General features: G+C 33.2%; 20 protein-coding genes. 12 read left to right on the top strand and 8 right to left on the bottom strand.

The window, feature by feature from the left end; translation table 11 throughout:
- Positions 1-64: 64 nt before the first annotated feature.
- Both QZ659_RS11835 and QZ659_RS11830 read right to left on the bottom strand, forming a co-directional pair.
- Complete coding sequence (locus QZ659_RS11835) at positions 65-1,162, bottom strand: glycosyltransferase (protein WP_291726029.1); 1,098 nt, start codon at positions 1,160-1,162, stop codon at positions 65-67.
- A 52-nt stretch (positions 1,163-1,214) separates the two neighbouring features.
- On the bottom strand, positions 1,215-1,718 hold the full coding sequence (locus QZ659_RS11830) for a SixA phosphatase family protein (protein WP_291726028.1): 504 nt from the start codon (positions 1,716-1,718) through the stop codon (positions 1,215-1,217).
- Between the two features lie 202 nt (positions 1,719-1,920).
- Here QZ659_RS11830 and QZ659_RS11825 point away from each other — a divergent pair, with 202 nt between their 5' ends.
- From QZ659_RS11825 to QZ659_RS11800, 6 genes are all read left to right on the top strand, one after another.
- Positions 1,921-2,523 carry an RNA polymerase sigma factor gene (locus QZ659_RS11825; protein WP_291726027.1) on the top strand — a complete coding sequence of 201 codons (603 nt, stop codon included), beginning with the start codon at positions 1,921-1,923 and terminating at the stop codon, positions 2,521-2,523.
- A 59-nt stretch (positions 2,524-2,582) separates the two neighbouring features.
- Positions 2,583-3,515, top strand: a complete 933-nt coding sequence (locus tag QZ659_RS11820; protein ID WP_291726026.1) for a hypothetical protein — start codon at positions 2,583-2,585, stop codon at positions 3,513-3,515.
- Positions 3,499-4,599, top strand: a complete 1,101-nt coding sequence (locus QZ659_RS11815) for a DUF4097 family beta strand repeat-containing protein (protein ID WP_291726025.1) — start codon at positions 3,499-3,501, stop codon at positions 4,597-4,599. The genes QZ659_RS11820 and QZ659_RS11815 overlap by 17 nt, the downstream gene beginning before the upstream one ends.
- Positions 4,600-4,800: 201 nt before the next feature.
- Positions 4,801-5,883 carry an esterase/lipase family protein gene (locus tag QZ659_RS11810; RefSeq protein ID WP_291726024.1) on the top strand — a complete coding sequence of 361 codons (1,083 nt, stop codon included), beginning with the start codon at positions 4,801-4,803 and terminating at the stop codon, positions 5,881-5,883.
- A 314-nt stretch (positions 5,884-6,197) separates the two neighbouring features.
- Positions 6,198-7,037 carry a hypothetical protein gene (locus tag QZ659_RS11805; RefSeq protein WP_291726023.1) on the top strand — a complete coding sequence of 280 codons (840 nt, stop codon included), beginning with the start codon at positions 6,198-6,200 and terminating at the stop codon, positions 7,035-7,037.
- Positions 7,038-7,472: 435 nt separating this feature from the next.
- The gene (locus tag QZ659_RS11800; RefSeq protein WP_291726022.1) at positions 7,473-8,063 is read left to right on the top strand and encodes a DUF6134 family protein; all 591 of its coding nucleotides are present in this window, start codon (positions 7,473-7,475) and stop codon (positions 8,061-8,063) included.
- 36 nt (positions 8,064-8,099) lie between these two features.
- Here the strand turns inward: QZ659_RS11800 and QZ659_RS11795 are convergent, their stop codons facing one another.
- Positions 8,100-9,461, bottom strand: a complete 1,362-nt coding sequence (locus QZ659_RS11795) for a UDP-N-acetylmuramoyl-tripeptide--D-alanyl-D-alanine ligase (RefSeq protein WP_291726021.1) — start codon at positions 9,459-9,461, stop codon at positions 8,100-8,102.
- Between the two features lie 236 nt (positions 9,462-9,697).
- Between QZ659_RS11795 and QZ659_RS11790 the strand changes: the two genes are divergently transcribed.
- The 6 genes from QZ659_RS11790 (at position 9,698) to coaE (ending at position 15,453) form a co-directional block, all read left to right on the top strand.
- Positions 9,698-10,423: a YceI family protein gene (locus QZ659_RS11790; RefSeq protein WP_291726020.1), complete on the top strand. Its 726-nt coding sequence runs from the start codon at positions 9,698-9,700 to the stop codon at positions 10,421-10,423.
- Between the two features lie 373 nt (positions 10,424-10,796).
- Entirely contained in the window at positions 10,797-11,399 is a 603-nt protein-coding gene (locus tag QZ659_RS11785; RefSeq protein WP_291726019.1) for an SET domain-containing protein, read from the top strand.
- 247 nt (positions 11,400-11,646) lie between these two features.
- A complete protein-coding gene (locus QZ659_RS11780; protein WP_291726018.1) occupies positions 11,647-13,377 on the top strand; it encodes a cation:proton antiporter in 1,731 nt (576 codons plus the stop codon).
- Positions 13,378-13,531: 154 nt separating this feature from the next.
- Complete coding sequence (locus QZ659_RS11775) at positions 13,532-14,221, top strand: DUF3124 domain-containing protein (protein WP_291726017.1); 690 nt, start codon at positions 13,532-13,534, stop codon at positions 14,219-14,221.
- Complete coding sequence (locus tag QZ659_RS11770; protein ID WP_291726016.1) at positions 14,211-14,816, top strand: DUF4231 domain-containing protein; 606 nt, start codon at positions 14,211-14,213, stop codon at positions 14,814-14,816. Before QZ659_RS11775 ends, QZ659_RS11770 begins: the two co-directional genes overlap by 11 nt.
- A gap of 13 nt (positions 14,817-14,829) precedes the next feature.
- Positions 14,830-15,453, top strand: coding sequence for a dephospho-CoA kinase (gene coaE / locus QZ659_RS11765; protein ID WP_291726015.1), 624 nt, complete (start codon positions 14,830-14,832; stop codon positions 15,451-15,453).
- On the opposite strand, the gene QZ659_RS11760 is transcribed toward coaE, so the two are convergent.
- The 5 genes from QZ659_RS11760 to QZ659_RS11740 all read right to left on the bottom strand — a co-directional run bounded on the left by QZ659_RS11760 (position 15,441) and on the right by QZ659_RS11740 (position 22,825).
- Positions 15,441-15,878: a hypothetical protein gene (locus tag QZ659_RS11760; RefSeq protein ID WP_291726014.1), complete on the bottom strand. Its 438-nt coding sequence runs from the start codon at positions 15,876-15,878 to the stop codon at positions 15,441-15,443. The genes coaE and QZ659_RS11760 overlap by 13 nt on opposite strands.
- A gap of 3 nt (positions 15,879-15,881) precedes the next feature.
- Positions 15,882-16,415: a hypothetical protein gene (locus tag QZ659_RS11755; protein ID WP_291726013.1), complete on the bottom strand. Its 534-nt coding sequence runs from the start codon at positions 16,413-16,415 to the stop codon at positions 15,882-15,884.
- A complete protein-coding gene (locus QZ659_RS11750; protein ID WP_291726012.1) occupies positions 16,415-17,161 on the bottom strand; it encodes a hypothetical protein in 747 nt (248 codons plus the stop codon). Before QZ659_RS11750 ends, QZ659_RS11755 begins: the two co-directional genes overlap by 1 nt.
- Before the next feature lie 58 nt (positions 17,162-17,219).
- On the bottom strand, positions 17,220-18,902 hold the full coding sequence (locus QZ659_RS11745; RefSeq protein ID WP_291726011.1) for a hypothetical protein: 1,683 nt from the start codon (positions 18,900-18,902) through the stop codon (positions 17,220-17,222).
- A 104-nt stretch (positions 18,903-19,006) separates the two neighbouring features.
- Positions 19,007-22,825, bottom strand: a complete 3,819-nt coding sequence (locus tag QZ659_RS11740; RefSeq protein ID WP_291726010.1) for a hypothetical protein — start codon at positions 22,823-22,825, stop codon at positions 19,007-19,009.
- Between the last annotated feature and the right edge of the window lie 41 nt (positions 22,826-22,866).

The following is a 22,866-nucleotide window of genomic DNA, read 5'->3' as shown; positions in this document are numbered from 1 at the left end:
TTATGAAAAAATAAATCAAATTTAACAAAATTGTAGTAGATAATTACTTAAAATAACTTTTCTACTAAGTAAACAACCCCAAAAAATTCTCCCTATTAGATTGTACAGAGTATTCATTTTGTATAGTTTTTAAAGCTAGAATTCCCATTTCTTGCCTTTTTTGAGGATTTTCTAAGAGAAGAGATAGATATTCTTTCCATTCAGTTTCTGTATCTGCCAAAAAACCGTTTTCATTTTGACTGATAATTTTTTTATTGACACCAATCGGAGAAATTACAGCTGGAGTACCTAGTGCCATATATTGCAAGGCTTTAAAACCACACTTTCCTTCTGCCCATGCATCTGCCGTAAGTGGCATGATGCCAATATCTAATTCTGATAAATCTTGTATTTCTGTTTCTTTATTCCATTTTACAAATTCAAAACTTTGTAATTGATTCTCTGTATCTAGATTTGGGTTTTGATTACAGATAACACGAAATGTAAAATCGTATTTCTGTTCTAACTCCTTCAAGATTGGAGTTATCATCTCTAAATAAATCAGCGTAGAATGCGAACCTGTCCAGCCAATAATCGGTTTTTTGTTTGGATTGTGTTGATGTAAAATATTGTGTTTTTTTTCTAAATCAATCGTCGTCGGATTCAAAACTGCTTTCGTGGTAGAGTTAGCAAACTGATTCGCATTCTTTTGTAAATATTCATTGCCTACACTTATTTTGTACGCCCATTTACATATTTTCTTGACTTTATCAGGCGATTTTAAAAAGGCTATCAGTTTGTTTTGAGAGGAAGTAGCAGGAATCCATATTGCATCATCAAAATCGTAAATTAATTTTCTATTAAAAACTTTTGTCAGAATCCATTCTACATAAGGAAAACCTACGGGAGTTGCTTCACGATACACAAAAACAAAATCTGCATTTCTTGCCTTCCAAATATGCCAAAAACGCCTTAAAAAACCTTTCAAAACTCCTGTTACTTTCTGTAAAGTATGTCCTTTCTTGTAAAGAATTTTATTTGTGTCTTCATCTAAAAAAGACAATAACTCATACTCAAAGTTTTTTTCTGTCAGAATATCCAAATACTGCTCATAACGAAATCGTTGCCCAGGGGCAATATCGTAAGGATAAGGAACAAGAAATTTGATGGTCTTTTTTTTCATATTTCAATCAACCGTCAACGAGGTGTAAAACCGTCGTTGAGGTACTATATATTTAGCTCACTTTATACTTTTTAGGATATTCAAAAAAACGAATTTTTCCAGAATGTCTTGTTACTTCACTCCAAGAATTTACATCAAAATCTAAGCAGTAAATTCCAGCAGTTGGCATTTCTTGGACAGGTTCGCTTGCTAAAAAATCTACCAAATTATTAAAATCAGGGTTATGTCCAATCAAAGCAACTGTATTTTTTGTATCATAAATCGTATTTATAATCCTCATGTGAAAGGGAACACCTGTAAAATAAAGGTCATCTGTCAGATGCACTTGACTTTCCATAAATCCATACACATCAAAAAAAATCTTTTGGGCTGTTTTTTTTGCTCGCTTGGCAGAACTAGACAAAACCAAATCTGGAACAATATTTTTTTCAAAGAGAACTTTTCCCATCAGTGGAGCATCACTTTTTCCTCTAGAATTTAAAGGACGCTCACGGTCTGGCAAGGTTTCATCTTTCCAAGAAGACTTGGCGTGCCTAATGAGTAAGAGTGTTTTCATTTATTTTGATTTGCTTATCATAAAATTGGCTACAAAGATACAAGATTTTTAAAGTAACCCACTTTCCATAATTTCTCTATTTTTTTTCTGACGCAGTTGCAACCTTTTATTTTTTACCTTGTCTTTTCTAATGTAAGCGATAACAAAAACGATTTGTTTATCCACACACCAACAACTAACGAAAAGAATCGCAATTATTTCAATGTCTACTCCTACTGTTGATACTCACTACGAAGAACCGAACGCCGAACTGATAGAAAAAGTCAAGTTGGGCAGTCAGAAGGCGCAATACCAGCTTTACCAAAAGTATGTAAGGGCAATGTATCATGTCTGTGTACGAATAGTGGGTAAAGGACACGAAGCAGAAGAAGTTTTGCAAGATGCGTTTGTACGAGCTTTTATGCGAATTGAAGAATATCGTGGAGATGCTTCGTTTGGAGCTTGGCTAAAGCGAATTGTCATCAATACATCTATTAATTTTCTTCAAAAGAATAAAGTTGATTTGGTTTCCTTAGATGAAATGTTGGTAGAACCAAAAGTTGAAAATGATTGTGAGAATGATTTTGTAGAGGTAAATATTCAAACAGGAGTTTCAGAAAAAGATATGAAGCACAAGACAGAAATTAGCCGAGTAAAAGAAGCCATCAATAGGCTCTCCGACGGTTATAGAATTGTACTTAGTCTATATCTTTTTGAAGGCTACGACCACGAAGAGATTGGGGAAATATTAGGGATTTCTAGTTCTACTTCAAAATCGCAGTATAGCAGAGCTAAGAAAAGATTGAGACAGTATTTGGCAGCCTAAGTTTCTAAACTAACGATTAACTAATTAATCAGAAAAAAGACTTAAAACAGTATGTAAAAATGGCAAATCAGAATAAAAATTATAATAAAGAAGAAAGAAAGCTAGATGAGCTTGAAAAATTCTTACTCACACACCGAAGTAAATTGCAAAAGGAAGAACAAAAATCTATCGACGAAGAGTTTGATGCTTCTTTCTCTATGGAAAAAAACTTTTTGGCTATTCAGCAAAAACTGAAAGCTGAAAAAGAATACCGTTCAGAAGCTAAAAATAGTGTAGAAGCAAAAGCTAAAAAACTCTTACAAGCAGAACAAGAAGAAACAAAAAGCTGGGTAAAGCCTTCACCTGTTTCTGAAAAAATGGCAAAATCGGTTCAGTTTGGTTCAGTAGAAGTCAAGCGAGAAGTAACCGACTGGGTAAAGCCATCGCCTATAAATTATTCTTCTAGTGCTTTAAAAGTAAAAGAAGAGAAAGAGAACAAACCTGCCAAAACAGTCTCTCTTCGAAAATTTAGGCTTGTGGCTGCTTCTTTAGTCGCTCTTTTGGTGGCAACTTTGGGCTATCACTTTGATACGGTAAGCGTTCTTTCTCACGAAAATGAACAACTAATATCTATGTATGAAGAAGGAAATGTTGGTAGTTGGGAAGAAGAGCATCAAAACAATGTAGTTCAAACAGTAGCACTGCCTGCCGAACTAGTAGAAGCTGAAAACTATTATACGTCTGTTATTGCTAAAGAAAAACAAGAACTCAAGAAAAAAGACACTGAAAACTGGGTAACTCCAGAAACAATACAGACTTTAGATGAACTAGATGAAGCCTATAAAATTATGAAAAGCGACCTTTTGGAAGAACAAAATCCGAAAGTGCTTATCGATGAAATGCTTGAAAATCTAAAACTGCGTAAACAAATTTTGGACGAGAGCATCCAAATTTTAGAACAATCTAATTCAGAAACCCATCAAAATAACAAAACAAATGAAAAATCTATATAAAACCCAACTTGTTCTCCTTGCATTTTTATTACTCTGTATAGGTATAACACCATCGAATGCTAATAACTTAGATGACCCATACTACCAACCTAAGGAAGAAAAACAAAAAGTCATTAAAGCAACTTTTAGAGTAGATGCTAAAGATGTCTTACAGATAGCTAATAAATATGGACATGTCAATTTTAGTACTCATAATAAAAATGAAGTTTCTGTTCAAGTAACTGTTTTGGCGTGGGCGAGAAGCGAAAAAGAAGCTCAAAAAATATTGGATAGAGTAGAGATAGACCAAGAAAAAACAGGAGAACGAGTGCGTTTTGAGACCGAAATCGAAGAATCAAAAAGTGGCTACAACTGCAATGAAAGAGAGGGCTTTGAAATCAATTATGACATCAAAATTCCTAAAAATCTAAATATAGATGTAGATAATAAATTTGGTTCGGTTACACTCTCTGACCTAAATGGAAGATTAAATGTCAATTTAAAACATGGCAATTTCAATGCTCATAATCTAACAGGAATGCGCCATACTATCAACGTTGAATTTGGCAACCTTTCCATCAATGAAATCAACTCTGCTGATATTTACGTCGCTCATGGAAGTATAAACATAGATAAAAGTGATACAGATTTAAAAATAGATAGCAAACACTCAAATGTCAGAATTGATGAGGTAGGAAAACTAGACATCAATGCCAAACACGGAAACATGAGAATTGGAACTGTTTCACAGATAATGGGAGAAAATAAATTTGGTAGAATAGAGATTAGAAAAGTATCGAAGTCGGCTGTTTTGGTTCTCAAACACGGAAATTGTGAAATAGAACAAATTCAGAAAGGCTTTGATAAAATAGACGTAGAAAATGCTCACGGAGGAATAGAATTACGTTTTGATTCGGATGCAGCCTTTCAGTTTGAAGTCAGAACAGAACATGGAAGCATAAGAAACTCCATGCCAAATACAAATATTCAAAGACAAGAAGACGACGACCACGATAAAATATTAGAAGGAAAAACAAACGGAGGTAAAAATGGAAAAGTACGTGTCATCAATCAACACGGCAGCATCCGTTTGGCAGAGCGTTAGTTTGAAGTAAGGATAATAAATGCTTTAAGTAGTTTTATTTTCTCTTCATTGAGATTCAGATTCGATAAGTACTTTGTGCTTATCGAATTTTTTTATGCTAATAATAAACTTTACCACACTTTACAGCGTTTTCTTGTTACCTACACATAAAAACAAATTCTTATTTCCTATCATTTATTTTTTCCCTAACTTTTTGTTTTTATGTCAGATTCCACTCCACTCCAAAATGAAAAATATGCACTTGATAATTTAGAAATGCCTACCCAAAACATGGCAAAAACAGTTTGGAAGATATTTAGAAAAGTAAAAAAAATGTCTTCACAAACAGTAAGTGTTCTGAATGGCGCAGTAGGAGACAAATTTCAAGACTATTCTTTCTTACAACCTCTAAATATCAAGATGAATTTTTATCATCGTCAGAGTGCTATTGTATTAGATAAAGAAAGTTTAAAACAGCGTTCAAATTATTCCTACAACAAAAAACCTGCTTCAAATAAAGTTTGTATTCTTATTCACGGACTTGTTTATAATGAATCGGCTTGGCAGTTTAAAGACAGAAGTGATTATGGAAAAAAATTAGAAGACGATTTTGGTTGTACACCTTTTTATCTACGTTATAATACAGGCTTACATATTTCTGATAACGGACAAGAGTTAGCTCTTCTTTTGGAAAAACTATACAAAAATTATCCTCAAGAAATTCAAGAAATTCACTTTATTTGTCATAGTATGGGAGGACTTCTTATGCACAGTGCAGCCTATTATGCAAAGGAAAAAGGCTTAAAGTGGGTAGAAAAAGTTGAAAATGTGTTTTTGCTTGGTACGCCACATTTAGGTTCATTCTTTGAGCGCTTTGCAAATGTTACAACTAATATTTTAGAGCATGTTCCCAACTGGCAAACTCGTTTGGTAGGAAAAATAATTAATCTGCGAAGTGCTGGAATAAAAGACTTGCGTTATGGTTATCTGATGGAAGAAGACTGGAAAGATAAACATCCAGATGCTTTTCTAAAAAATACAAAAAATGAAGTTCCAAAATTAGAAAATGTTAGATATTTCATTATATCAGGCAGACTAACTAAAGAAGAAACGCATTGGATAAACTATTTTTTTGGAGATATTTTAGTCAGTACAAAAAGTGCTAATGCCCACTTTATAACATTAGAAAAAATAGGCACTGAAAGTACCAACTCATTTCAGTTTGCAACAACGCATCATTTCAAACTCTTGAAAATGCAGGAAGTATATGAAAAAATTAAGTTTTGGATAGCTCAACAGCAATAGGGACACTATCCCAATACTACTAGCTACGGTATTTTAGAGTTACTCCTTATTTAGTGTTTTGCTAATATTTTATAGAGCATACATTTAATATCTTACCCTACATTTGTTTTGTTTCTAATATGTGTTTTTATCTGATTGTAAAATACATAAATTTTTTGTTCGTTGATTTATGATAAATCAAGAATGTTTTTCTTTAAACTTCAAACTAAATTATCTGTTTATCAGTACTTATTAGTGTTATAAATAAGAAAAATTTGTAGTTTTGCATTCTCATAAAGTTTTACTATTTAAATAAAGATAATTTAATGCAAACTATGGATAAAAATTTACTTTCTTCGGTGTTATGTTACATTGCTTTCGTTCTGCTTTTTACTTCTTGTAATGAAATAAGCGAAGGTACATCTGTTAGAAGAGATAAATGCAATGCACCAAAGTGTTATATATCAGCACTTGAATATACAGATAGTTTAGGTAACATCACAGAATCTTATGCTTGGGAATACAAAACAATAGGGGAGGAAAAAGTACTACACAGAAGACACGGAATATGGGAAACTGACCACGACTATATAGAATACTTGTATAATGGAGCTGGACAGATAAGCCAAGCTAATATTATAGAATACGACACTATCCTAAGGGTAAGTTACTTTCCATCCTACAACGAAGCTGGAAACTTGAAAAGTATAGGAATTCAGAATTACTATCCTTTTGAACTCACTAGAATTAATTTTAGTTATAATGACCAAAATCAACTCATCGAAACGAAAACATTTATCGATGAGAGACTTGACCGTGTAGCTCAATACACAGGACATACATCTTCATATCAAGCAACTGAAAGAATTATAAATGATAGAAGTGGTAGAACAGTATCAAATCAAAAGTTATCTTATGGTAATTGTTCCAATTTTACAATATTCCCATCAGAAAACGTAGTACAGGCAGTGAGTATTACTCAGCCCGAATTTCTATCTGCTGCAAGCTGTAAAAGGGGATGTCCAGTATTATACAAAACTTTGAATGACTCTGAAGGTAAAACTATCTCTACTTGTGAATACAGATACCAAGTAAATGGGCTATTGAAAAATTATGAAATAAAATATGCAAATGATTCTATGCAAACCATATTTATACGTTATGAGTGCGATTAAGTATATCTAATCAAGTCCGATGCTATAAATAAGCTTGTTTTTTGCTAAACAGGCTTATTTTTTTGAGTTATTACCTCAGCCTTATAAGAAGTTAAAATACTTATAAAATATATCCATTGATTGGATTTATCACAATAAATAGTGTCTATTTATCAGTTTGGACTGATTGATGTTTTAGATATTAGCAGAAGCTAAGATACTTCTTGAATTTGACCTAAATAATAAAATTTACGAATTGATATATACTCTTTCATTTGTATTTTTGACTAGAGTACTGGACATGAGATAAGAAGTTGTTGGTGTCGCTGTCGCTTAAACACAAAGGAACGGCACTTTTCCCTGTTCTGTGGCTTACAGAACAGCAAGTATCTATTGATGTGCAATATTCTAATTTTTGACAAGTTGTATTTTAGTAAATAAGAAAAAACAAAAATTATGATTTGGTATATATGTATTGTTGGTTTTCTGTTTGGTATGTTGAATAGTTCAACAGAAAAATCACTTGCTTATGATATAGTTTGGCGCAAAAGTCCAGTAGGTACTTTGAAGGTTACTAAAGAACATATAGACTCAAAAACTTATTATACAAGTTCGACAAATATTGAAATGAAATTTATTAAAACCTTCAAAATCAATTATGAATACGATGTAGTGTACGATAATCAAATTTTACAAACTGCCAATGTAGATATAAACTACAATGGAAATCAGCATGCTCAAACTCAAACTCAGCTAAAAAATGGAGAGTATGAAGTTGTAAAAGATGGAGAGGTAGAAAATACTTTCAAGGCTACTGTTCGTTACTCAACTATTTCTATGTACTTTGAAGAACCACTTAAACTCACTCGTTGCTATTCAGAACAAGAAGGAGGTTTTAATAAAATTATTCCTCTAGGAGAACATAAATACAAAAAAATCAATGCTAGAGGCAAAGAAAGTATTTTTACTTATAAGAATGGCATACTAGAAAAAGCTGAAATTGATGGAGGCATTGTAAGTTTTGATATGGTTAGAAAATATAATTAGCACTGTTTACGGTTTTCATCTATATTAATCTTTTACTTAAAATTCATCGGCTACTGTCTCCAAACCAATTCCCCTAGAGCCTTTTAGCAAGACAATACTTTCATTAATTGGATTTTTTTGTAAGTAATCAGCTAATTCGTTCTTATCATTGAAACTCATAATGAGGCTAGAGATAAGATTTCCTGCCGTTTTAGCTTTTGTAAAGTCTTTTCCACAGACTATAAGTTTATCAATCTTGAGTTGAAGGGCAAAATCCAAGATTTCTTTGTGTTTAGAAAATGATTTTCTGCCCAGTTCAAACATATCGCCCAAAATGGCTACCTTTTGTTTTTCTTTACTTGGCATTTCCTCCAAATGTCGTAGAGCTGCTTTCATACTGTCTGGATTAGCATTGTAGGCATCTAAAATAAGAGTGTTTTTGGTATTGCTGCGCTCTTCTACTTGTGAACGATTGTTTTTAGGCAAATACTCTGAAATACCTTTATTCATTTGTTCATTTGAAAGTCCAAAGTATTTTCCACAAGCAAGAGCAGCCAAAATATTAGAAAAATTGTAAGCACCTATAAGTTGTGTCGTAATTGGGTTATCTTTTTCATCTTGATAAACGATTGTAGGTACAGATTGTAAAAGTTTTGCAGAGTAATAATTTTCTTGGTTATCTGTTCCATATTGTATTACTTTTTCCTTCTCAAAACGCTTGGTCATATTCATCAAAACATTATCATTACTATTGATAAAAACAGTTCCATTATTTTTAATTAATGACTGATAGAGTTCCGTTTTGCCTCTCAAAACACCTTCATATCCACCAAAACCTTCCAAATGAGCATTGCCAATATTAGTAATCAGACCATGACTCGGCTCGGCAATACTACAAAGCTCTGCAATGTCGCCTACTTTGTTTGCCCCCATCTCTATAATGGCAATTTCTGCCTCTTGTGGTATTCTTAGCAATGTAAGAGGAACTCCAATATGATTATTGAGATTACCTTCAGTAGAATAGGTTTTGAATTTTTGTGAAAGAACAGAACGCAAAAGTTCTTTGGTAGTAGTCTTGCCGTTGCTACCCGTAATGCCTATAAATGGAATAGAAAACTGTTTTCTACGGAAATTAGCGAGCTTTTGAAGCGATTCTAATACATTTTCTACTAACAGATAACGATTTTTATGAGCTAATTTTTTAGCATTGTGTTCATCTCCTATACTTGGAATTACACTCTTATCATCTACAACAACATGAGAAGCTCCCTTTTCTAAGGCTTGATAGGCAAACTTATTTCCATCAAAATTATCTCCTTTTAACGCAAAAAAAAGTTGGTTTTCTTTCACACTACGAGTGTCTGTCGAAACGCCTGAGGATTCTAAAAAAATTTCGTATAAGATAGGAAGAGTTGTCATTTGTAAAACGAATTTAAAACTAAAAATGATGAAAGAGCCTTTTTGAATAAATCAGAACAAAAATACAAAAACAAAAATACTGACTTAGAATCATGACATCTAAATAATACAAAAAAATGGTATCTTACTCTTTTCTAACTCAAAAAAAATAAGCAAGTTTTTAAACAAATAGTTGTATGTACAATTATTTATCTTAACTTTGTGTGTATTTTACAAAACTTAACCTCATTCTTATTATGAAACGTATTTCATTATTTGCTAGTGCTATTTTAGTAGCAAGTTCATTATCATTTTTTACAAGTTGTAACAATGCTCCTAAAAGCCAAGAGGCAGAAGTAGCAGATACAGTAGCAACAGTTGATACAAAAGAAGTTGTTGTTGCACAAAAAAATCTTACTGTACTTCCAGACCAAAGTGCAGTTACTTGGATTGGTTCAAAACCAGGTGGGCAGCACAACGGAACTATCGGTATTGCAGAAGGTTCTAATCTCATGGTTGATGGTGGAAACCTAGTTGGTGGTGTTATTACACTTGATATGACAGATATTACTGTATTAGATATTGAAAATGCAGAAGATAATGCAAAATTGGTAGGACATTTAAAAAATCAAGATTTCTTTGCTGTGGAAACATACCCTACTTCTGTTTTCACTATTGCTAGTGTAGAACCAGTAGATGCTGCTACTTTAGATATTCCAGAAGGAGAACACTCTACTGAAAACCCTACACACAAAATTACTGGTAACCTAAAAATGATGGATACTGAAAAAGCAATTACTTTCTATGCTAATGTAACTATGCCATCAGAAGGAGAAGTAAAAGCAAGTGCAAAATTCAACATTGACCGTACAGAATTTAATGTAAGCCACATGGCAGAAGGTACAGCAAAAGTAAAAGATAAGTTTATCAACAATACTGTAAACGTAGGTTTTGATATTACTGCTAAAGCATCAGATATGTAAAAGAACGTTTGTTTAGAGTTGTTTCTTGATTATCATAAAATGATTTAGAAACTAATTTTAAATTTTTTGAAGCCGACAAGACTATTTTAGTTTTGTTGGCTTTTTCTTTGAAAAAAAATCAGTGATTTCTATTTTCAGAAGCTCCTTTCATAACAAAATAGGTCATTTTTTATTGAAAATGTATTTTTTCAAAATATCTTCAAAAACTCTTCTTTTTTGACAACTAAATCTTAATTTTTACGTTATTATCCGTCATTAAAATAGTATGATTATTTATGATAATAATTGTATTACAAGATAACAAAATGCTTTATGGTGCTACTTTTCATTAAAATTATACAAGTAAAATATTACCATTCTTTTTTATAAGAAAATGATTCATCCTTCTACCGAACTTCGCTTTGTAAGTCCAGAAATTGGCTATGGCGTTTTTGCAAAAGAGTTTATTCCTAAGGGTACAGTTGTTTATGTAAAAGACAGCTTAGAAATTGAGGTAACTCCAAAAAAATATCTAAAATTAGATGAATATGCTCGCAGTGTAGTAAATAAATATTCCTACCGAGATGAGCGAGGATATAGAATTGTGAGTTGGGATGCTGCAAAATATGTAAACCATTCTTGCAATAGAAATACTATAAGCACAGGATATGGATTCGAAATTGCTCTTCGTGATATTCAACCCAACGAAGAAATTACAGATGAGTATGCTATTTTCAATATCGAACAAAACTTTGCTTGTGGCTGTGATTCAAAAAATTGTAGAAAGCGTATTTCCCCTTCAGATTTTGACTCTCTTTTTGAAAAATGGGATAATGAAATAAAAGATGCAATGAGCAATTATCAGAATGTAGAGCAAGCCTTAGAACAATATATCGATGAAAAGCTATTCCAAAAACTCAAAAAGTATTTGGAAACAGGCAAAGAATATAAATCTGTGTATTCATTGCGTTTAAAGAATGAAAAAGTTCTACACTAATAGGACTTTCGAAAAAGCAAAACAATATTGAAAACCCCAATTTAGATAAACAAGATATGTCTAAATAATTGCTCACTAACCCCATAGTTTACTACCACTATTGGGTTAGTGTTTTTTTTGTGAAAAAACTGATTATACTTCACTATTTCAAAACATATTATTATCTTTTAGAGTATCATGGTTTTTGCTAAATGTTTTTTCTGTCCCTGTTTTTGTAATATTATCTTATCCTAATTTTTTTCATTAAATGCTACTCTCCATTCCCTCTATTCTTAGCGATGTAGTCGTTATTTTGGCTCTTGCTATTCCTGTGATTTTAGTCTTATATAGAGTAAACTTGCCCAGTATTGTTGGTTTTTTAGTAACAGGTGTAATTGCAGGTCCTTATGTTTTGAAACTTGTTACTAGCCAAGAACACATTGATATTTTGGCAGAAATTGGTGTTGTTTTGCTTCTTTTTACCATCGGAATGGAGTTTTCACTTCCCAACCTTCTTCGAATTAGGAAGGCTGTTTTTTTAGCTGGTTCGCTTCAGCTTGTCTTGACAACCACTGTATTTGGAGCAATTACTTATTTTGGCACGTATGACTATCTTCCTATTGCTATTTTTTATGGTTTTCTTTCTACACTAAGTAGTACGGCTATCGTACTCAAACTCTTGCAAATGCGTGGAGAAATGGGAAGTCCACATGGACAGATTATTCTTGCCATCTTGATTTTTCAAGATATTGCTGTTGTTCCGATGATGCTCATGATGCCAATTCTAGCAGGGCAGGCAGATAATATTTTACAAGAAGTATTGTTGATGATAGCCAAAACGGCTGCTGTACTTGCTTTTTTGGTCTTGGTTTCAAAATTTGTCCTGAAGCCCTTCCTCAATTTGGTAGTCATGACAAAAAGCAAAGAGCTTTTTATTTCTACGATTGTCGTAATCTGTTTTTCAGTCGCTTATCTCACTTCACTTGCTGGACTTTCACTCGCTTTAGGAGCATTTTTGGCTGGCTTGGTAATGTCTGAATCTGACTATGCACACGAGGCAACAGGTTATATTCTGCCTTTTAAAGAAATTTTTACCAGTATTTTCTTTATTTCTATCGGAATGTTGATGGATATTAATTTTTTGTGGGCAAACCTTATGGAAATAATATTGCTTACCGTAATGAGTATGATTATTCAAGCTTTTTTAGCTTTTTGGGCTGCCAAATCACTAAAAGTAACAGCAAAAACGGCTATATTGGTAGGGCTTTCCATTTGCCAAATTGGAGAGTTTGCCTTTGTTCTTGCTAAATCTGGAACAGAAATCGGATTGATGCCTATCGAACTATATCAGTATTTTCTATCTACTTCCGTTTTGACCATGGCATTTGCTCCTATTTTAATTATTAACTCTAAGAGAATTTCTCATTTCTTGATTTATAGACTTCCTAAGCCAAAATTTATAAGTAATTGGGCAACCAAAAGAGTAAGAATACCAGAGTTTTTAGAAGAATTTAAAGACAAAAACTTAGAAGACCATATCGTAATTATAGGTTTTGGATACAATGGAAAAACGATTGCAAAAGCTGCACGCCTTTCTAATATTCCATTTATTATCATCGAAACTGACCCTAGACGAGTAAAAAAAGATAGTGTGTATAGAAAAAATATTCTTTTTGGCGATGCGATGAATGAGGAAGTACAGCATGGAGTAAATTTTAAAAAAGCTCGTATTGTTGTGATTACACTAACTGATTTAGAAATTACGAAAGTCTTGACCCAAAAGATAAAACATTACAATTCTGAAGTAGCTGTTTTGGTTCGAAACAAAAGAGCCAAAGATGTGGCTGGTATTGAGAAAGCAGGAGCAGATATTGTTGTAACAGACGAACTAGAAGCTAACTTAGAACTCTTTACACAAGCCCTGCAATATTATTACTTACCACAACGAGAAGTGTATAGCTTGATTTCAAAAATTAGAGAAGAATTGATTGATGAATAACAACACCAATGATAAGTTGTAAATTATAAATGGTAAATTAGGTCATCTTTTATTTAGGATTTTCGCAAAAGCAAAAAGCAACCAATATTTTGTCAAAAAATAATTTTCTGAAAGTCCTCTTATTTTGAGTTAGGAATTTTTAATTTTACCTAAAATGTTCAAACAAAGCTTTTCATTATTATTCAAAAGAAATAATGTTCAATCTGTCAGTAAATTTTCCATTGTTAATTTTTCAATTTGCCTAAGTGTATTTTTACTCTCTTCCTGCGATTCTGGCTCAAAGGATTTTATTCCTAAAAATCAAGGGACAACCACCTATACTGATGAAGATTTAAGTTATATCAAAGAACTCAATTCTAAAAGTTTAATCAAGCTCTCTAATGTTAAGGATAAAGAATCATTGAGTTCAAATTCGTTTCCTACAGATGAATTAAAAGATTCATTAGCTTTTGGGCAACTTTTATATGTGCCTGTCTATTCAGAAATTTATAGTATTGGACACCATCGAACTGAGCGTCTTTCTTCTACTTTAAGCATAAGAAATGTAAATCCTAATGCAGAATTTTACATTACTCGCTTAGAATATTACGACACAGAAGGGAATGTTTTGAAGGAAATAAAATCTACTGAATTGCCTATTAAAGTAAATCCTTTAGAAACAAAAAATCACGTCGTTGCTCTCTATGACGATAAGGGAGGCGTAGGAGCAAACTTTATCTTGGAATGGAGAAGTAGCAAAGCTATTGTTTCGCCAATGGTAGAAACCATTATGATTAGTACAGAATCTAACTGGGGACTTTCTTTTACTGCCGAATCAAAAACTATCGAAGAATATGGAAGATAATAACAAACAAGACAGTTCTAATTCTGCTCACAATCCATATACTATAAAAGTAGATATATATGGACAACAGATGGATTACCACCAAATCACGACACATAGCGATTATGTAGATTATTTTATGAAACGCTATATCGGACAAGTAACTTGGTACGACAAGAAAGCTGTTGCCAACAAAAATCTATTTATGTGGTATCAACGTATTGTCATTTTCTTGGGAGCTTTGATTCCAATTATTGTTGCTGTGGGGGGATATATTTCTTGGGTTAAAGAATATAGTGGTCTGATGAGTGCTATTATTTCGGGTGTTATTGCTATTGTAGCTGCTTTAGATAAACTCCAACAACCGATGAGCAACTGGTATAATTATAGAAATATTGCTGAAAATCTAAAGAAAGAACAGTATTATTATGAGTTCAAGATTCCTCCTTATCAAGGTTTGAATGAAATGGCTATGAAACGACTTTTTGTAGAGCGAATAGAAGGAACTGTTGCTTCTGATATCAATCGTTTCTTACAAGGTTCAAAAAATAAGGATGATGAAGACGATACTCCAACAGATGATGTTTTGCGTAACACACCATCACCTACACCCTAAATTCAATAAAAAAATGATACAGAAAAAAGGAGATATTCTTCAACTTGGCATTACTGGAGGTATAGGTACAGGAAAAAGTACAGTCTGTAAAATCTTCGAAACATTGGGAATTGCTGTCTATGATGCAGACACTCGTGCTAAAATGGTAATGGTTACAGATGATATTCTAAAACTAGAACTTAAAAAAGCCTTTGGGGAAGAAGTTTATCTGTCTGAAAATGAAGTTAATAGAGATTTTTTAGTAAAAACAGTGTTTTCCAATCCAAATGACAATTCTAAACTACAAATCCTCAATTCTATTGTCCATCCAGCCGTAGGACGTGATTATGCATCATGGTATGAAGAACATAAAAATAAAAGTTCTTATCTTCTGAAAGAAGCAGCCTTGATGTTTGAATCAGATTCGTATAAAGTGTTAGATGCTATTATTGTAGTTCATTCGCCTTTAGAAAACCGTATCAAAAGAGTTTTGGAAAGAGATTCGCACCGAACAGAGGAACAAGTAAGAGGAATTATCGCCAAGCAAATGCCAGAAGAGGAAAAATTAAAACGAGCCGATTTTGTGATTTATAATGATGCTTCTCATCCGTTGATTAAGCAGGTTTTGGAGTTGCATGAGAAGTTTCAATCCTTTTGATAGATATTATACTTCTTAGCTAACTGTTCTAGTTCTTTATTACCTTTCCACTTCTCTGTTCCTATCATTGATTTGATAAGAAAAATTAGTCCTTCTTCTACTCCTTTGGCTGTGCCAGAAACCCACGCATTTTTCCAAGGACTTTTTTCAGTAGGTAATTTATAACTAAAATAATATGTATCTGAAATTGGGTCAGCATTAATAGTGATAAAATCATTCAACCTCTTAGAGTCTTTCGTCTGAATACACATTGTATAGTGAGATGTAAAAACGGATAATTTGGTTTCAGTAACATTATCGTTGATGAATTTTATCAGTTTTAACATTACTTTTCCTGTCATTACGAAAGCCATCCCCACATCTTCATTTGCATAAAATTCTTCAATGGTTTCACCAGCTTGGTGTTTACTTCTTATTATTGGCATATTCTAGTTATTTATTTTTCGTAATTCCACATTTGGAGAACGTAACACAATACTATTTCCTTCTTTGATAGCTTTAAACTCTGCCAATCCTTCTTTGGGTCTATGAAAATTGATTTCATTAGTCTTTGGAAAATGAAAAAGCATATAGGAAAGACGGTTATTTTTGGAATATGAATAGCGTTTTTTCTCTCCTTCTGCAAAGATTTTTACTGTAACGACTTCATTTTTGATGTTTCCTGTATATTCTCCAATAAGTTCTTGAAAAGATATTTCTTCTGTATTTCGCTCTTCTGAAGAAGTTGTTTGAGTAGGTTCAGAAAGTATGATTTCACTATTGGGTTTAGAATAGGGCTTTGAAGATGAGCTTTTACCCAAATCATACAAAAAAAATCCTCCTCCAATCAGTCCACACAAAACGAAGATACCAATGATTATATAAATATATTTTGTGCTTGCTTTCGAAGAGCTTGTATTTTCTGCATCGTGATTTACTCTTCCAGAGTTTCTAGGCTGTTGTTCTTCTGGTCTGTCAAACATTATTCTTCTGCTTTCTTAAATTCTATTTTAGCTTTTTGGGTTACTCTCCAATACTCGTTTTCTTTGGTTAGTTTTCCTTTTTCTATTGTTTCAACTTTGTCATCTTCAAAAGAAGGAGAACCCACCACATTAAAGGCAAAAACAAAACCAGACAGTGAGCGATAAAACGAATTGAAAAAATTAGTTTTCATTTCTTTGTAGGTTTCAAAAGTAGCTTCAGTAGCTGAAATTTGATGGATTACAAAAATGCTGTTACTAACAGTCTTATCTCTTCCTTTCTTAAAGAACGTCTCATCATCTTCCTCATAAATATCTCTGATTGAAAGATAGGTTGTGATGGGAAAAGAGTTTTGTTTTGGTGGTTGTGTAACTGGCGCAGTAACTGTCGTTTTAGAAGCTGTTTGTTTTGCTAGAGTTGTAGGCTTTGTTTTGGCTTGTATTTGTTTTTCTTGTAGATAATTATTGAGTGCTGTTTGATTTTTTCGGATAGGATTAGGAGGTGTTTTTAATGGCTTCTGATAATTTTCTGCATTTATTTTTTCTCCAGTAATTTTGTACATCAAATCTAAAATCACTCCCTCACCTTTCACAGCATTATCAATTTTGAGATAATAGTTCTTTGCCTTTTGCGTCTTTTCAGCAGCACTTATTTTTTGTCCTAAAATAGTCTGTAATTCATAAATAGCTACCCCCAATTTTCGAAGGCGCAACTGTTCTTTATATTTTGCTATTTCTTGTTCGTCCATTTTTGATTATTTTTTCAACCATCAACGAGGACATAAGCCGTCGTTGAGGAGTTTTTATTTATGAAAATTTTACTCTCAAACGTTTTTTTACTTTCCAAACGCCGTCTTCTTTGATGAGTTTTCCTTTTTCTACTTGCTCAATTTTCTTTGCACTCTCTACAAAGGTAGAATGTTCTATCAAATGGTCTAGTTTTTCAATCGAACGAAAAATAGATTCAAATGCCATATCTTTTATTTCTGAATGCAATAAAAAATCTGCTTCTTTGGCTTGCTCATCTCCTTTACTATACGGACGAACGACAAAAATGGTGTTACTCATCGGCTTTTTTCGCTCCGATTTTACTCCCATTTCTTCCACATTGGAAAGCGAAACATACAAAGGTTCGTGGTAGTTTGTAGTGTTTTTAGAAGGAACTTCTTCTTTTGTCTCTTCTGTATTTGCTTTATTTGTAGTTTCTGCTTTGACTTCTTCTTTTGGCAACTCTTCTATTTTTTTGAGGAGAGTTTGTACTTCTGCATTTTTAGCCACTTCTAACAAAATATTTTCACTCTTAGCTTCTTTCTTTTTTTGTTCGTTAGATAGTTTTTTATTGGTAAGAATAGCTTGTAACCTTTGTTTTTCTGCTTCTATCTGTTCTTTAGTTTTATCTATTGGTGTAGGCTTGTTTTCTACTTTTGGAGTAGTAACAACAGGCGTTTTGATAGGCTTATCATCTCTACTCAAAGGGTCTTTCTTTACTTCCTTTTGATTTTTTCTAGGCTTTTCAGATTGTTTTTTTTTTGAATGTTGATACATCACATACGCACCCACCAAAATGGCTATCGCAGCAAAAATAATCCACATAATTGTATCATTTTCTTCCATTTGGCTGATATTCAAATCTATAATAAAACGACTATTTTTATTTTCTAAAAAAAGAGGCGAAGACATATTTGAAGCTAAAAACATGGTATCTATTTCTGAATTACTAAATCTTATTGAATCCGTACTTTTTACATCCAAGCCAAATTTATAGGTTGGTTTTTCGCCTTCTACAACGGTTTCAAGATTTCCTACAAGTTCTTTTTTTTCTCCTCCATTGATTTGATAAAAAATGTTTTGGGTAGCCTCTACTTTAGTGATTTCTTCTGTTTTTTCTTGTTTTGTAGAATCCTCTTCTACTTTTGTAGTGGTGTCTGTTTTGATTTCTGTATCTGGATTTTCCTTTGGTTTCAACTGACTGACAGCCGAATTTTTGATTTTAGTAAGACGTAATTTTAAATTTTGATATTGCTTATATGGTAGCTTGAATTTATTGTATTGCTCTCCAAAATCATTGGTTCTTTGTAGAATTTTTCTCTCAATCTTATCCAATGATTCTATACTTGAAGCCAAATCATTAGTAGAATATGTTTTTCTACTTTGCTTAACGAAATTTATATCATAAATATACCCTATGGTATTATCACTTAGTTTTTCTTGACTAAAAATTCTTTTCAATGACTGTGCCTCTACTCTTGGCTTTAGATTCTCTACATTTCTAAAAGTAGTATCTTTTAGTTTTGAAGCAGAAAACTTTACATTTTCGTCTAACTCATTTATTCTTTTCAGAATTGCCAGCGCAAACTCATAGTTCATTTTATCAACTGCCTTATGAACTACTTTTTGATTTTCTTGTGGTGTTTGAGCTATTCCATTTTGAGAAATACAGAAGAATATTCCTACAAAAAATAGAGATAAAAAAATGTAACGTGTTTTCATGGGATAGATTGATTTTTATTGTCACTTTGTAGGTTAAAGGCTTGCCTTTGACTATTTTCAAAAACCGTCAACGAGGCATAAAGCCGTCGTTGAGGATTTATAAATTACATATTTACTGTTTTATTTTTTGCCATTGCAAGAGCCAAATCTCTGATAATGATTCGCAATGGATAGAAAAAGAATGTCTCACGTACGGGCGTATAACCACCCGAAGCATTGCTACGCTCATAAATCATTCCTTTGGCAAGTTCTTTAGCCTTAATAGCTTTAAATCCTTTTTCAAAGGCATCTAAATTAGTTTCGATGTTGAAATCTTCAAAACGAGTTTGAGGATTTTTGTTCATATCTAAGAAGAGTTCTAAAAACTGGTCTAAGTTTTTATTGATTCGGATAGCAAGCTGATTTCCTGCTGCTGTTGGTCTTCCATTTTCATCAATAAGTTCTTCATAAGTTAGGTTTCGTTGTGGCAAAAGTTCGTCAGCTTTTGCATCAATTTCTCCCAAAAATATGGTATTTATATTTTGCCCTAAACCTAAGTCTTTATATGAGTCTGCAAAACTATGAATCCCACCAAAACAGGTCGCTTCTTTTGGTTCTTTAGTCATGTGAAGATTGATATTTCCACCAATTTCGAAAGTCTCTTGTGTATCTTGAGTTGGTAAACCACCTTCTAATTCTCCAAAGCCTTCAAAAACATTTTCCTCTTCTTCTGCTACATCAAAGCTATTTTCGTTTTGTGGTTTTGCATCAATACCCAATTCCCTATACTTTTCATAAGTTTTTTGAGCAAAAATTTCAGTAAACTTCTGCAATCCATTTTTATCTTCGCTATGGTCTAAAAGATTTAGATATTTTGAGCCTGTTCCACTAAAACAAAAATCTTTCGGATAAGGCATTCCACTCACAGCCAAAAGCTGCACAGCATGATAGACACAAGCAGCATAATGAAGCAAGAAAAGCAAGAGCATATCTTTGTCTTCGCTTAGTTTTTCTGCAAAATCAATATGTTCTGCCGAAAACATAAAACTAGACTTATCCCCAGAATCAAAACGCCCACTATCCATAATTTCATTAAAAATCATCTCAATTCGTGAGCCTGCTGCTTGGCTAATTCCTTTCTTTGTAAGTGCAATACGCTCTTTAAACCAAGGACGATATTTTGCCACAATTCCACCTTCAGATGACTGATTAGAGTCTTTGCTATCTCTTCCTTCCCAAAGTGTGTTTGCTCCAAAAAATGCAGAAGTGGCAAGTCTATTTTTTCCTCCATTAGAAACAAGCGCAATGTCTGTAGAACCACCTCCAATATCTATCGACACGACAGAACTACTTTTGTCTATTTTACCTGTCGCACGATAATAAAAATAAGGTGCTTCTGATTCATTGACGAGGCGAATGGTTACATTCTTACCTAAAATTTTTCGGCTGTTTTCATTCCAAACTTTTGTGAGTTTGTCAGTTAGTGTTTTTGGCAAACTTAAAGGCTTAAACCAAACCAAACGAGTTCTTGACAAATCACCACCATTCAAAATCACTTTGTTTCGAATCATGTGAAGAATTTGCTCAATAAAAACTTCTACCAATTTTGAGTTTTCGGCAGACCATTTTAAGTTCGTCGTTACTTCCTGCCCATGTCTTGCAATATCTAGGTTATCTTTTTCATATAAAAATCCGATAGCTGAATTTAATAAAACATCAAATTTGACATCGTTAGAGTGAATCAGAGCCGTTCGGATAGGAAAAGTATTGCGCCAGTTTTGATAAATTGCTTCTTGTGTTGGAGGATTTCCAATCAAATTTGGCATAAACATTCTATCTTGGAAAAATGTCGTGGCAAGTCCGATGGCGTTGTCATCAAAACTGTACCTTTCCAACATTACATGTTTTTTATCGGCTGTTGGCTTGTTGAGCGTAACGGCTTGCATGTCTTCCTCTCCAATAAAAAATGGATAGGTTTTGATTTTTCCTGCTGTGGCTGCGTCGTCTTCTGTGAAAGCTACAAATGTATTTGTCGTTCCAAAATCGACGGCTACAGTAAACGGTTTTGGATTCGTTCCCCTGTGTGGTGGTTTTTTCCAACGTGGCAGAACCCAACCTCTTGCTTTTTCGCCTGTTTTTCCTGTATAGGGTGTGATAATTTCTAAGGCATCAAAACAAGTTCCTGTTACAGAGTAAACTGAAAGATGTGAACCTTCTACTTTGCGTTCGAATCTACTTATTTTTTCGATAGCAGAATCGCTACTAGAAATTGGTTTTTCCTCATTATAAGCCACTAAATCATATTCTTCTACGTTATCTAGTTGAGAAGAAAGTAGCATTATTTTGTACATATTATCTAGTTCTGCATCGCCAGTACGCACAAAAGGATAAATACTGATAGAAAAAGGCGACGGAATATCGTCCATCGTTTCGTCTTTTCCATCATCTACTAAATTGATTATTTTTCCATTATTGGCGTTTCTTGGATTGCCATAATCATAAAAACGAGTAAAAGTAAGGAAGGCAGGACTGTTTGAGTTTCCTTTAATCGGAACTTTGAGCGTTACTTTAATATTCCCTTGTTCAGATTCTACTTCCTCAATCGTAAGGTTATCAATTAGGGTTTCTTCATCAAAAAACTTGAAATACAAATCCGTTACAGGCAATAGAAAATCTACATTCTGAGCGTGAATATGATTTTGAGGAACAACAAACGTATCTGGATTAATCAAATACGGCATTCTGACTAAATCTTCTGCTAATAAGTCTGTCGTAACCAAATACGGATAATTGTAGCCAATTTGTGGCAAGTTTCTATCTGCCCACTTGTTTTTTGGTAATGAAAACTCTACTTGTGTTTTATTGCTCCACGGCTTTCCTTTGAAATAATTGAAATTTGGATTATCAAATCCTTCTTGTAAAACCAAAGGCAATACTTTTTTAGAATTGCTACCTTCTCCAATTTCCAAACGAGCTGTTTTTTCTTTCGAAGGACTTGGTTTTATCAAATAACTACTATCCAAATCGCCATCTGTAATGATTGGCGCACAACTTTTCCAAGCTACTCTTTCAATACGTGGGGTTTTTCCATTAATGACAACATCTTTATAATCCATTTCGAAAGCTCCCATTTTGGAATTTTCGTCGTAGATTTCTTTTATTTCACTGCCTTTTGCTGTATGAAATTTCTCTTTTTGGATACGCAAATATTCGTGTACATTATCCATTTGGTTGAGAAGTCCTTTATGCAAATAAAACAGACGATGCATATAGTTTTGAAACTCCATTGGACGCTGATGTAATGGCTTCAAACCTGTAAACATAGAACGTCCGTCTAATGTCTTGATAGGACTAACCAACTCTAAAAAGTGTTCTTTTTCGTATTCTGCTGTTTTGGAAACAAAAGCAAAAGTAAGAGGTGAGGTAGAAATAATTGGCGTAGAATCATACGTCAGAATATAAAAACTTGGCGTTTTGCGCTCTCCTTGTAAGTCTTTACCAAATGGCGAAAGTTCTCCAGTAAAAAGTTCTAATGTCTTTCCCAAAAGCTGATGTCCATCATTTGATGATTCTTTGAGTGCTTTTGTTCGCTCATCGATATTCCATTCTATAAGTGAAAAATGACCGTTTCTATCGGCTTGTAAATGCTCTCTAAGGTTATAAATCAAATCTATCGCATCAAGGCATTCCGAAACTAAGCTATGATAAATGGTATTTCCTTCGTGTCCTAAACGATTAACCATTTTGAAAGCCACATCGTAGAGGTGCATCTGCGCAAAAGGTGTAGGAATCGAACTTGGTGGAATAGCTACTTTTGAGCCATTGGGATCGTCTATTTCCTCAATGCGTGAAGCATTGTAGATTTCGGTCGTGTGCCAGCCTTTTTTATCTGTATTTCTTTCTTTTCTTAGTGTAAGTAAATGACGACTGTTGTTTTGAGCCATAATTGAAAATGATTATTTTCTTTGTCTAAAACTTTGACAGA

This window comes from Bernardetia sp., assembly GCF_020630935.1.
Lineage (GTDB): Bacteria > Bacteroidota > Bacteroidia > Cytophagales > Bernardetiaceae > Bernardetia.
Note: the sequence above shows the minus strand (reverse complement) of the source record. Positions and strands in the feature narration are given on the sequence as shown.

Bases quoted from the DNA above. Each gene is read 5' to 3' on its own strand.
- QZ659_RS11835 (WP_291726029.1), bottom strand. From the start codon at position 1,162: ATGAAAAAAAAGACCATCAAATTTCTTGTTCCTTATCCTTACGATATT.
- QZ659_RS11830 (WP_291726028.1), bottom strand. From the start codon at position 1,718: ATGAAAACACTCTTACTCATTAGGCACGCCAAGTCTTCTTGGAAAGAT.
- QZ659_RS11825 (WP_291726027.1), top strand. From the start codon at position 1,921: ATGTCTACTCCTACTGTTGATACTCACTACGAAGAACCGAACGCCGAA.
- QZ659_RS11820 (WP_291726026.1), top strand. From the start codon at position 2,583: ATGGCAAATCAGAATAAAAATTATAATAAAGAAGAAAGAAAGCTAGAT.
- QZ659_RS11815 (WP_291726025.1), top strand. From the start codon at position 3,499: ATGAAAAATCTATATAAAACCCAACTTGTTCTCCTTGCATTTTTATTA.
- QZ659_RS11810 (WP_291726024.1), top strand. From the start codon at position 4,801: ATGTCAGATTCCACTCCACTCCAAAATGAAAAATATGCACTTGATAAT.
- QZ659_RS11805 (WP_291726023.1), top strand. From the start codon at position 6,198: ATGGATAAAAATTTACTTTCTTCGGTGTTATGTTACATTGCTTTCGTT.
- QZ659_RS11800 (WP_291726022.1), top strand. From the start codon at position 7,473: ATGATTTGGTATATATGTATTGTTGGTTTTCTGTTTGGTATGTTGAAT.
- QZ659_RS11795 (WP_291726021.1), bottom strand. From the start codon at position 9,461: ATGACAACTCTTCCTATCTTATACGAAATTTTTTTAGAATCCTCAGGC.
- QZ659_RS11790 (WP_291726020.1), top strand. From the start codon at position 9,698: ATGAAACGTATTTCATTATTTGCTAGTGCTATTTTAGTAGCAAGTTCA.
- QZ659_RS11785 (WP_291726019.1), top strand. From the start codon at position 10,797: ATGATTCATCCTTCTACCGAACTTCGCTTTGTAAGTCCAGAAATTGGC.
- QZ659_RS11780 (WP_291726018.1), top strand. From the start codon at position 11,647: ATGCTACTCTCCATTCCCTCTATTCTTAGCGATGTAGTCGTTATTTTG.
- QZ659_RS11775 (WP_291726017.1), top strand. From the start codon at position 13,532: ATGTTCAAACAAAGCTTTTCATTATTATTCAAAAGAAATAATGTTCAA.
- QZ659_RS11770 (WP_291726016.1), top strand. From the start codon at position 14,211: ATGGAAGATAATAACAAACAAGACAGTTCTAATTCTGCTCACAATCCA.
- coaE (WP_291726015.1), top strand. From the start codon at position 14,830: ATGATACAGAAAAAAGGAGATATTCTTCAACTTGGCATTACTGGAGGT.
- QZ659_RS11760 (WP_291726014.1), bottom strand. From the start codon at position 15,878: ATGCCAATAATAAGAAGTAAACACCAAGCTGGTGAAACCATTGAAGAA.
- QZ659_RS11755 (WP_291726013.1), bottom strand. From the start codon at position 16,415: ATGTTTGACAGACCAGAAGAACAACAGCCTAGAAACTCTGGAAGAGTA.
- QZ659_RS11750 (WP_291726012.1), bottom strand. From the start codon at position 17,161: ATGGACGAACAAGAAATAGCAAAATATAAAGAACAGTTGCGCCTTCGA.
- QZ659_RS11745 (WP_291726011.1), bottom strand. From the start codon at position 18,902: ATGAAAACACGTTACATTTTTTTATCTCTATTTTTTGTAGGAATATTC.
- QZ659_RS11740 (WP_291726010.1), bottom strand. From the start codon at position 22,825: ATGGCTCAAAACAACAGTCGTCATTTACTTACACTAAGAAAAGAAAGA.